The sequence below is a fragment of the Microbulbifer maximicatervae (SeqCode) genome (genome assembly GCF_056232625.1).
This window is the reverse complement of record NZ_CP174324.1, coordinates 1,563,439-1,571,938: the sequence shown is the minus strand read 5'-3', so window position 1 is coordinate 1,571,938 and position 8,500 is coordinate 1,563,439. Positions and strand designations below refer to the sequence as shown.

Sequence of the window (8,500 nt, the reverse complement as noted above, 5' to 3'; positions counted from 1 at the left end):
TAATGACAACTCGCATTTTTGTGTTTTTTGTATTGCTAGGATTAGCACCTATTACGTATGCGAATGTTGATTTATACGTTGAGTGTGGTAGGTCCCAACTGGTTGGTAAATGGATAAATAGACAGGGAAGTCTCTTTGGTTCTGGGTGGGATGAGTGCGAATTCTTCGCAAATAATAAGTTTAAATGTTTAAATTATCCTAATGAAGGGGGGCTCGTCTTAGATTTTGGTGGAGAGTGGAATGTTACTGAAGGAAGTCTTCATTTAATTGTAGATAAAATTTTTGTAAAAAATTATACACTGCTAAGCGCAAGTAGTGATATTTTTGAAGTCAGTGTTGGTCAAGAAAGGCAGGTTTATCATCGGACAGATGATTATGCTCCTCGGTGTTCAGAGAGGGGGAGATAATTTGATGGATGTCTTTGTCTTTACATGAAGTACATATGTCTCGCGATCATAAGGTTTTAACTGGGGTTGTAGAATTCACGGTGTGAGCTTGCACTAGCTATCTGGTTGCTTATATGGGTGAGTCATTTCAATCTAAAATAAAATGTATTTAGTATCTAGTTTGGATAAGATCGTTATATTAGAGCCCCTTGATCGATAGTTAGGTTTTTATCAGGTAAATATCTTTTAGGAAGGTTATGGATTTCAATTTCTAGAAGATTGTGTGCTGGCAGTCTCTCTTTATAGTTAAGGTTAGCTTAGGCTGGAGGACTTTCAACTGGGGTGTGGGTAGATTCTTGGGATATTTCAGTTACTGAGAGCTTGCTATTTGAATTTCATGCGACTCATGCTATCGACGAAGAAGGAGGTTATATTTTTAGAAGGACTTGAAGCGATCGTAGAAATTCCTAGGGTAGGGTTCGCGCGAATTCCAGGTGAAGAGTGTTAGGCTCATCTGCTTTTTTAGTGTAGCTTTATGTGAAGGGAAAGTGAAAAAATAGGTGAGAGACTATTGTTGGAAAAATAAGCTTCAGTCGCTGTGCGTTGAGAAAAGTAATGATTGTGCGGCCTAATTTGATAGTGGAGTTGACTTGATTGATATCTCCACATCAATAAGCTGATAAAATTTATTTCATTCCGTGACTATATTAGTTGAGTGGTGTATGAAAATAGGTTTAGTTTGTTAGATTTTAAAAGTGTTCATATAAATTATTTGGGTGCTTTTCTGTGAGGGCAGTGATAAGTAAAAATTATTCTTCTTAGAAGAAAATGATCTAAGATCTGAATTAATGTAATGATTGTTGGTTTGATGATTTTATTGGGGTATTCACATGTGGTTGTATTCTGCCTGCTGATTGACTCCCCGGAAGTCATTGTATTTATCGATAGTTAAAGATTGAAATAATCGATCTGTGTCCGTTTTTAATCTGTCTGTGGAGAGTAAAAGTGTTGCGAATCGCAGTTTTGATTTATGGATTAATCTCATACTCTTTAGTGATGGCTGAGTCAAATCCAGCTATATTGTTCGATTCTCCACTAGATGATTCCCTAGTGGCCAGCCGTTTTCCGGATTTCAGTATAAAGCTGGAGAATACCCAAGGTCTGTCTGATCTCCGTCTAAGAATTGGCAGAAATGGCTTACCTGAAAGCAACTGTTTGATCGATGAAGATTTGAGTATGGCTTTTTGCTCTTTGGCGATTAGCCTTTCTGACGGCTGGCAATCTATACAAGTCTGGTTGTTTGATGACAGTGACCTTCTTGATGAGATTGAGATCTCCATTGCCGTAGATGAAGATGATGACAAGATCCCAAACCACGAAGATAAATGTCTAGGAACACTAGACCCACTAGCCGCAGATTTAAATGGATGTAGTCCTATCCAGATAGATAGTGATGGGGATGGTATATCTAATATAGATGAGTTTCTTCAGATATTACCGGCAATAAATATGCTTCTTGCCTCTTCCGATCAGGTGCCTGAAGTGCCTGAACCCATAGAAAATGCGATCGAGGATGGATTATTTTTTGAATCTCCAGTTCATAAGTCATTAGTTAGTACAGATAAACCGTCACTAAGATTGAGGGCTAGTTCTGGTCCGGATTTAGATGGCGCCTTATTGACAGTCTCTGTGGCGGGTAATGATGCCGCCTGTAGTTTTGACACCACAACTGGTGTCGGTAAATGTGAATTAGCTCATTCTATTGGTGATTATTGGGTAGATGTCGAAGCCAGCCTATTTAAGTCTGATGTCCTTATATCTCGTAGTGTTATTTCAATCGCGGCAGACTTTGATGAGGATGGTATTGCAAACTTTGAAGATCACTGTTCATTTACCAAACTTCAAGAGCAGGCAAATAGCTTGGGCTGTGGCCCTTCTCAAATTGATTCAGACTTTGATGGGATTTATGATTTAGAAGAAATTGCAGTTGGTAGTGATCCATTTGATATGAACAGCTATCCCGCAATAAATATTAATTTTTTCACAGCCTTGCCAGAAATAGTTTCACGGGCAGGTGATAGTGTTGGGTTGAGTTGGTCTGTTACTGGGGCCACTTCTATTTCTTTGAGTAACGATGCAAATGATTTGTCTTTTAGTCAGTTGTCTAATGAAGGGACCGCGCGTGTTGCTCCTCAGTTCGCTACAACGTATATGATTTCAGCTAAGGGACCAAGTGGTAGTGCTAGTAAAGAGGTTGAAGTTTCCGTTTCGATTTCTGTACCTGAGAACCAATGGGATGAGTCCCCCATAGATCAAGTTGAAGATGCAATTAGCGCCTCGTTAACTGTTACCGAAAATGGAACGGTATTTTTAGGAGCTTTTGATAATAATTATTATCGATTCACACCCAGTGGTGATCTAGATTGGACTTTGGAAAACCTCGGAATAGTGATGAATAAAGCTGCAACTTTTGGTGGATCCATTTATGTGGGTACAAACAATGCTTCTGGTGGGAGTGTTGTTGCATTGGGAGCTGATAAAACTACAAAGTGGAAGAATGAAATGGCAGATGGAGTGATTGCGGGTCCTGTACTTAATGACGATGGAAGTGTCCTCTATGTTGTCACTTATAATGGCTCTGTATTTGGTCTAGATACAAATAGTGGTGATGAAGTTTGGAGTTATCAGTTGCCGGAAAGCGAGACAATTAGCGCTACCCCAGCACTTAGTGAAGATGGATCTATCTTATTTGTGCACGGAAATACTCATAATGTATATGCGCTAAAGGTCGGTACAACCTCTTCGATGATGTCACAGAATTCTCAGATGATGCTTAATAGTGATTCAGCGGGTGATAACCAAATGCAAATAGATGGGCCATTAATTTGGCAAAGTGATATTGGTTTAGATGATGAATGAGTAGGATTAACTGGGTCGGTTTTAGCTAAGACTTTGTTTTGACGTTTGGGCAATGCCATCAAATCTGGCAGTTCTCTTTGTCAATAAGATGTGTAAAGTTTGAGCAAACTAATTCGTTTCATCTTTATTTATGTGTAGTTCACTTAATCGTTCTACTATCTAGGCAAGAAACAAGTGTGCCACTACATCCGAGGGAGTCAGCTAGTGCTAGCTAGCTTTCCTAGTGTATGGTTTACTAATTTTTTTGAATGAGATTCCCAGATTTTTCTAGCTTAAGGTTCATGAAGTCTTCGGCTAAATACAGCTGCCCTTTATATACGGACTGAGCTTCGTTTCTGATCGTCTCAATTGAGCAATCTGCATCGATATCTTTTTGATAGCGTGTACTAAAGTGGGTGAGAACTAAGTTAGGTATTGAACGACTTTCTGCAAATGAAGCTACTTGGGTGGAGTAGCTATGCCCCACATGCCTTGCTTTTACAGCCATTTTTTTTGCATAGGTTGATTCGTGCACTAAAACGCTGCTATTAATACAGGTATCATTTAATAACTGCGGGTTATCATTATCCCCGCAAATTGTCACTTTTCGTGGAGACCTTGGCTTCAGAATGAAGTCGGTTGCAGCGTATGTCTCACCTTGATGGATGACATCGATACCGGCCTTTAGTTTTCCCCATAGGGGCCCTTTGGGGATACCAACAGAAATTAGTCTCTGCGTATCAAGAGTAACCTCAATATTTCTTTCAGTAAAACTATATGCATAGGAAGGAACCCTGTGAGAAAGTTGTGCAGTGTCAATAGTGAATTGCCCGATGTCTACTTGGGGTAGATCATTCTACAGGAATGAAGCCGAGCGCAAATGGGAAATAGAGTTCGGTGATTCTTTGAGTTGATAGAAGCCACTCATAAACGGCTCGAGGGGCAACAAGTGTCAGTGGTGCTGTTCTTCGTTGCATTCCCGAGCTACCAAGTAGACCAGGGAGTCCGTAGCAGTGATCGCCATGCTTATGGGTGATAAAGATTGCACTTAGCCTATTTAGTGATAAGTTTGTATGTAGAATCTGCTGCTGGGTACCTTCCCCACAGTCGATCAAATACCAGTTCTTTCTCAGGCTTTCTAATAGCCCAATACCAGAAACATTCCTCTGCTTGGTCGGAGTGCCTGATGATGTCCCCAAAAACAGTATTTCCACTTAGTCGCTACCTGATTGTTTAGAAATATTGAAGATTACGCTGGCTAGGGGTCTTCCTGAGCTTTGGCTGTGATTAATTTCTGATTGATAAGCAGTGTAGAAGATGAAAAAAAGCTATTGACCTCAAGTTAGGTTTAGGTATTAAGCTCCCGTCTATTGTTTATGAGCCCGGATTTTGAGGAGACAATCGAGATGGGTACCCCTGGTATTTACTTGCAGCAATATTTAGACCGTATTAATTTTGATGGAGCCCCGGGTGCTAACTTGCAGTGTCTACAGCAGTTGTTGACCCAGCACGTCCGTACGATTCCATTCGAGAACGTCACTTCATTTTTGGGAAGCCCCGTGGATATTGAGTTGGAATCTATTGAGGCCAAGTTAGTACAACAAAAACGTGGAGGTTATTGTTACGAGCAAAATGCCTTATTAGGGGCAGTGTTAGGGCAAATCGGTTTTAAAGTTACGAACCTCGCCGCACGGATACTGTGGCAAATGCCGATAGGGCATCAACCCGCTCAGTCGCATATGATTCTGATGGTGGAGCTTGAGGGTACACGCTTCCTGATAGATGCGGGATTTGGAAGTAACACTTTGACTGCACCACTCAATTTAGACTCCAGTGATCGTCAGAGCACACCGCACGGTGTTTACCGCTTTACTTTAATAGATGATGAGTACCTGTTAGAGGTTACAACCGATAGTGGTTGGCAACCTATGTACAGCTTTGACTTGAAACCTAAAACTCATGGCGATTATAAAATTGGTAGTTGGTATTGTTCAACGCACCCTAAATCCAGGTTTGTAGAGCACTTGATTGTTGCTCGGTCTTTCCCAGAGGGGCGGCATACACTTTTCAATAGACAGTTAAGCTATCAACCACTTTTAGGCTCCAAGAGTGTTGTCATGTTAGCGGATGTTGATGAGCTTCGGGCTACTTTACTGGATATCTTTGGGATAGAAGTGCCGTCTGGCAGAGAAATTGATCAAAAGTTAGGCCGGATATTTGAGTCAGACGGCATAGCGGAGCGAGTCATATGAAGAGGGTAGGTGTTGTTTACCATTCTGTATCTGGTTGCAGTAAAGTTCTTGCGGAGTCCGTGGTGGAGGGGGTTAACACGCTAGAGAAGTGTATTGGTGTTGCCCTTGAGATTCAGGGAGAGAGCATTCTTCACGGACGTTATGAAGATCAGTCATTATTAGCTCAGTTGGATCAATGTGAAGCCATAGTAATGGGTTCGCCGACCTTTATGGGTACTGTCTCCGCTCAATTCAAAGCATTTATGGATGCAGCAAGTGAGCGCTATGGAGATCGGTGCTGGCTGGATAAGTTAGCTGCAGGATTTACTGTTGGTAGTAATTTTAGTGGTGATCAGCTAGGTACCATCAGGACTCTACAGGTCTTTGCTGCACAAATGGGCATGTTGTGGGTTCCCCTGGATATTCTACCGAGTCAAGATTCCCTGGGTAGAAACCGGGGTGGTTGTCAGTCGGGCTTGGTAGCTGTCGCTGAAGGAGCTGGTGAAATTCATGAGTTGGACCGACTGACAGCCGTACATTTAGGACGTCGAATCGCAGGCTTAGCACTACGAACTTCCGATTTTAGGACCACGTTTCTTGACTAGCTTTTTGCTGCTCAAAAGTAGGCTGCTGATGCAGCCTACGATGACGATAATCCCGATTAGCTGAAATCCCGCTTGGTAATTGTAGAATTTCTGTGTTGGTTGTGGAGCAAAGTCAAAAAGTCTGGCTAATAAATCGCTGAGGGAGCGGATATAAGCGAACTCTATATCTTGATCAAGTGAGAGCCCTATGAGGGTTTGAATTACCCCTCCTAAAACAAAGCCCCCAGTTACAATAAGGGCAGAGGCAATGGCGTGCGCCTTTTCAGGAAGTTCAGATTGTACTATCGAGAGAGATAGAATTGAGCTGCTGAGGCCAAATCCTAAGAGAAAATTTGCCGTCAAAGTCCAGGAGTCCGACAAGTGAATACTCAGTAAAGCTGTGACAGCAATAATTGAGAGGAAACTAAAAGTTCTCGCTGGAATTACATAATCTCCCCGATAATGAGACCAAGCACCGACAATAAAGCTGCCGATAATGATACCCGTTGAAATCATCGCATTGAGTAGGGCACTTTCTCTGGATGTTTCACGAAAAAAATCAACTTGGAACTGTATATTCCATAAATCAGAGTAGGCGATAATTACGCCGAAAAGGCAGGAGTAAAAGGTGAGGGCCAGCCAAAAAGCTCTTGATTTGAAGCATGAATTTAGCTTGTCAAATTGAGTGGCTTTTTTGGCAGAGAGTTCATGGGAAGAGTTTTGATTGCTGCCAATAAAAATAAATAGCAGCACAGCAAGGCAAATAAAAAATAGCGCTGCGATGAAGTAGGGCTCCCGGAATGAGACTTCGGTATCGAACAAACCGATAAGTAATGAGAGTGAAGCTGCTGCGAAGTTAGCTAGTCCTTGGCTAACAGCGGCCATCAGTGAAAACTTATTAGGTAAATCCCGCCCGATAACATAGATAACTCCCAAAAAGCTACTGGATAATCCAAGTGCGACTAAGAGCTGCCCTGTAAGGGCTGTTCCGAAAGAATGACTGCTGGCAAAAATTACACAGCCGCTAGCGGCGAGGGTGGCTGAGATACTCAGTAAATACCGTGGACTTATAGGGCCCAATAGTGAGCCAAGTGTCAGTTGACCAATAGAATAGGCGACAAAGTAATATCCTCCCAGCATCCCTAAGCTTTGATGGTTGAGATTGAGTTCTTGAGTGAGGCTAGGTGATAGTAGGGCAAATAGGATTGAGTTGGTTACGCTGGCGCTGAAAAATATGACTGCAACTGTCCAAGACGCGTAGCGGAAGTGTTTCTGCCCCATAGGCTTTTCTTTATCGGTGTCTATTGCCACGTCTCGGCCTTGGGCTTCACTCCTCAGCTCCTGCTTATGATTGCAGCGACCAATAGGGATAAAGCGCTAGGGTTTTAAATGGATATGAAACAAGTCGCATTAGATAGATCTTAGAGCAATTAGGAGCCGTAGCCCGAACACAAGTAGTTGATAGTAAGCAGGATTGAAATCGATCGGGCAGCTAGGTTTGATCAAAATATCGCCAACGGCTGTTGAAGTTGAATGCTATTTGCTAGGCGGTGCCGTATTGAGGAGCTTCAATAGACTCTTTGTTTAAAAGAATACACTTACAAAGTCGTTATCATATGATTTCATCTCCTCAATAGAAACATTCCGTGGCTCGTTATCAGGTGGAAGGGATGTGAGTGGTGTGAACGCTGTTGGCATATTGAAACTAGAGGTGAGATCTTGCTTCGGGACTGGGCTTTAATGAGTATGCAACCCTGGCAATCGATGGTGGCCCATGCGTCGAAAGTCTTTCTTGGCTAGCCGTATTAATGCCGTCAGTGATGGTGTTTTTGCCATTGCTATGACGCTGTTGGTTTTTAATATCCAGATTCCCGATCTGGAGGATATAAAGCCCGGCGAGGATTTCCACAGCAATATCCTTCAGCAGTTGCCCCACTTTTTTTCCTGGATACTGAGCTTTGCGATTCTCTGTCGGCTATGGCTTACCCACAATCATCTAATGTCGGACCACCAATTTAAATCGGTTGCCTTTACCAGTTTTAACTTTTTGCTATTGGGGGCGGTGGCGTTTATTCCTTTTCCTGCAAGTTTGATGGGGGAGTATCCAGACCAGGTTTGGTCAGTGATCTTATTGTCAGCCAGCTACGCGGTGGCCGCTATCGCAATTGCGGGTATGTGGTGTGTCGCTGCGAACCGAACGAACGTATCCGCGCACCGTGTACTAGTGGTCAGCATGGTGATGTTGTGTACCAGTATCCTGGCGTGCTTGTTGACCCTTTTCAATCCCTATTGGGGGCTTGGGCTCTGGATAGTATATGTGTTGGGGATAGCGCCTTTGGCTCACTTTGTCGAGAAGCGCTATGCCCCAGTAGAGAGTTGAGATGGGGCTGGGCCTGCCATA

8 protein-coding genes are annotated in these 8,500 nt (G+C 42.8%); 5 read left to right on the top strand and 3 right to left on the bottom strand.

Annotated elements, in window-relative coordinates:
• Positions 1-2 precede the first annotated feature (2 nt).
• Positions 3-407: a hypothetical protein gene (locus ACJJI6_RS06795; RefSeq protein ID WP_475712908.1), complete on the top strand. Its 405-nt coding sequence runs from the start codon at positions 3-5 to the stop codon at positions 405-407.
• A gap of 984 nt (positions 408-1,391) precedes the next feature.
• Positions 1,392-3,305 carry a BamB-related PQQ repeat family beta-propellar protein gene (locus ACJJI6_RS06790; protein ID WP_475712907.1) on the top strand — a complete coding sequence of 638 codons (1,914 nt, stop codon included), beginning with the start codon at positions 1,392-1,394 and terminating at the stop codon, positions 3,303-3,305.
• A gap of 235 nt (positions 3,306-3,540) precedes the next feature.
• Here ACJJI6_RS06790 and ACJJI6_RS06785 read toward each other — a convergent pair whose 3' ends face one another.
• Complete coding sequence (locus ACJJI6_RS06785; protein ID WP_475712906.1) at positions 3,541-3,819, bottom strand: MBL fold metallo-hydrolase; 279 nt, start codon at positions 3,817-3,819, stop codon at positions 3,541-3,543.
• 316 nt (positions 3,820-4,135) lie between these two features.
• A complete protein-coding gene (locus tag ACJJI6_RS06780; RefSeq protein WP_475712905.1) occupies positions 4,136-4,498 on the bottom strand; it encodes an MBL fold metallo-hydrolase in 363 nt (120 codons plus the stop codon).
• Positions 4,499-4,690: 192 nt separating this feature from the next.
• On the opposite strand from ACJJI6_RS06780, the gene ACJJI6_RS06775 reads away from it, so the two are divergent.
• Together ACJJI6_RS06775 and ACJJI6_RS06770 are read left to right on the top strand one after the other, a co-directional pair.
• Complete coding sequence (locus tag ACJJI6_RS06775; RefSeq protein WP_475712904.1) at positions 4,691-5,536, top strand: arylamine N-acetyltransferase family protein; 846 nt, start codon at positions 4,691-4,693, stop codon at positions 5,534-5,536.
• Positions 5,533-6,120, top strand: a complete 588-nt coding sequence (locus tag ACJJI6_RS06770; protein ID WP_444908091.1) for a flavodoxin family protein — start codon at positions 5,533-5,535, stop codon at positions 6,118-6,120. Before ACJJI6_RS06775 ends, ACJJI6_RS06770 begins: the two co-directional genes overlap by 4 nt.
• On the opposite strand, the gene ACJJI6_RS06765 is transcribed toward ACJJI6_RS06770, so the two are convergent.
• The gene (locus ACJJI6_RS06765) at positions 6,082-7,380 is read right to left on the bottom strand and encodes an MFS transporter (RefSeq protein ID WP_475713441.1); all 1,299 of its coding nucleotides are present in this window, start codon (positions 7,378-7,380) and stop codon (positions 6,082-6,084) included. The genes ACJJI6_RS06770 and ACJJI6_RS06765 overlap by 39 nt on opposite strands.
• A gap of 493 nt (positions 7,381-7,873) precedes the next feature.
• Here ACJJI6_RS06765 and ACJJI6_RS06760 point away from each other — a divergent pair, with 493 nt between their 5' ends.
• Complete coding sequence (locus ACJJI6_RS06760) at positions 7,874-8,479, top strand: TMEM175 family protein (RefSeq protein ID WP_444897520.1); 606 nt, start codon at positions 7,874-7,876, stop codon at positions 8,477-8,479.
• Positions 8,480-8,500: the final 21 nt, after the last annotated feature.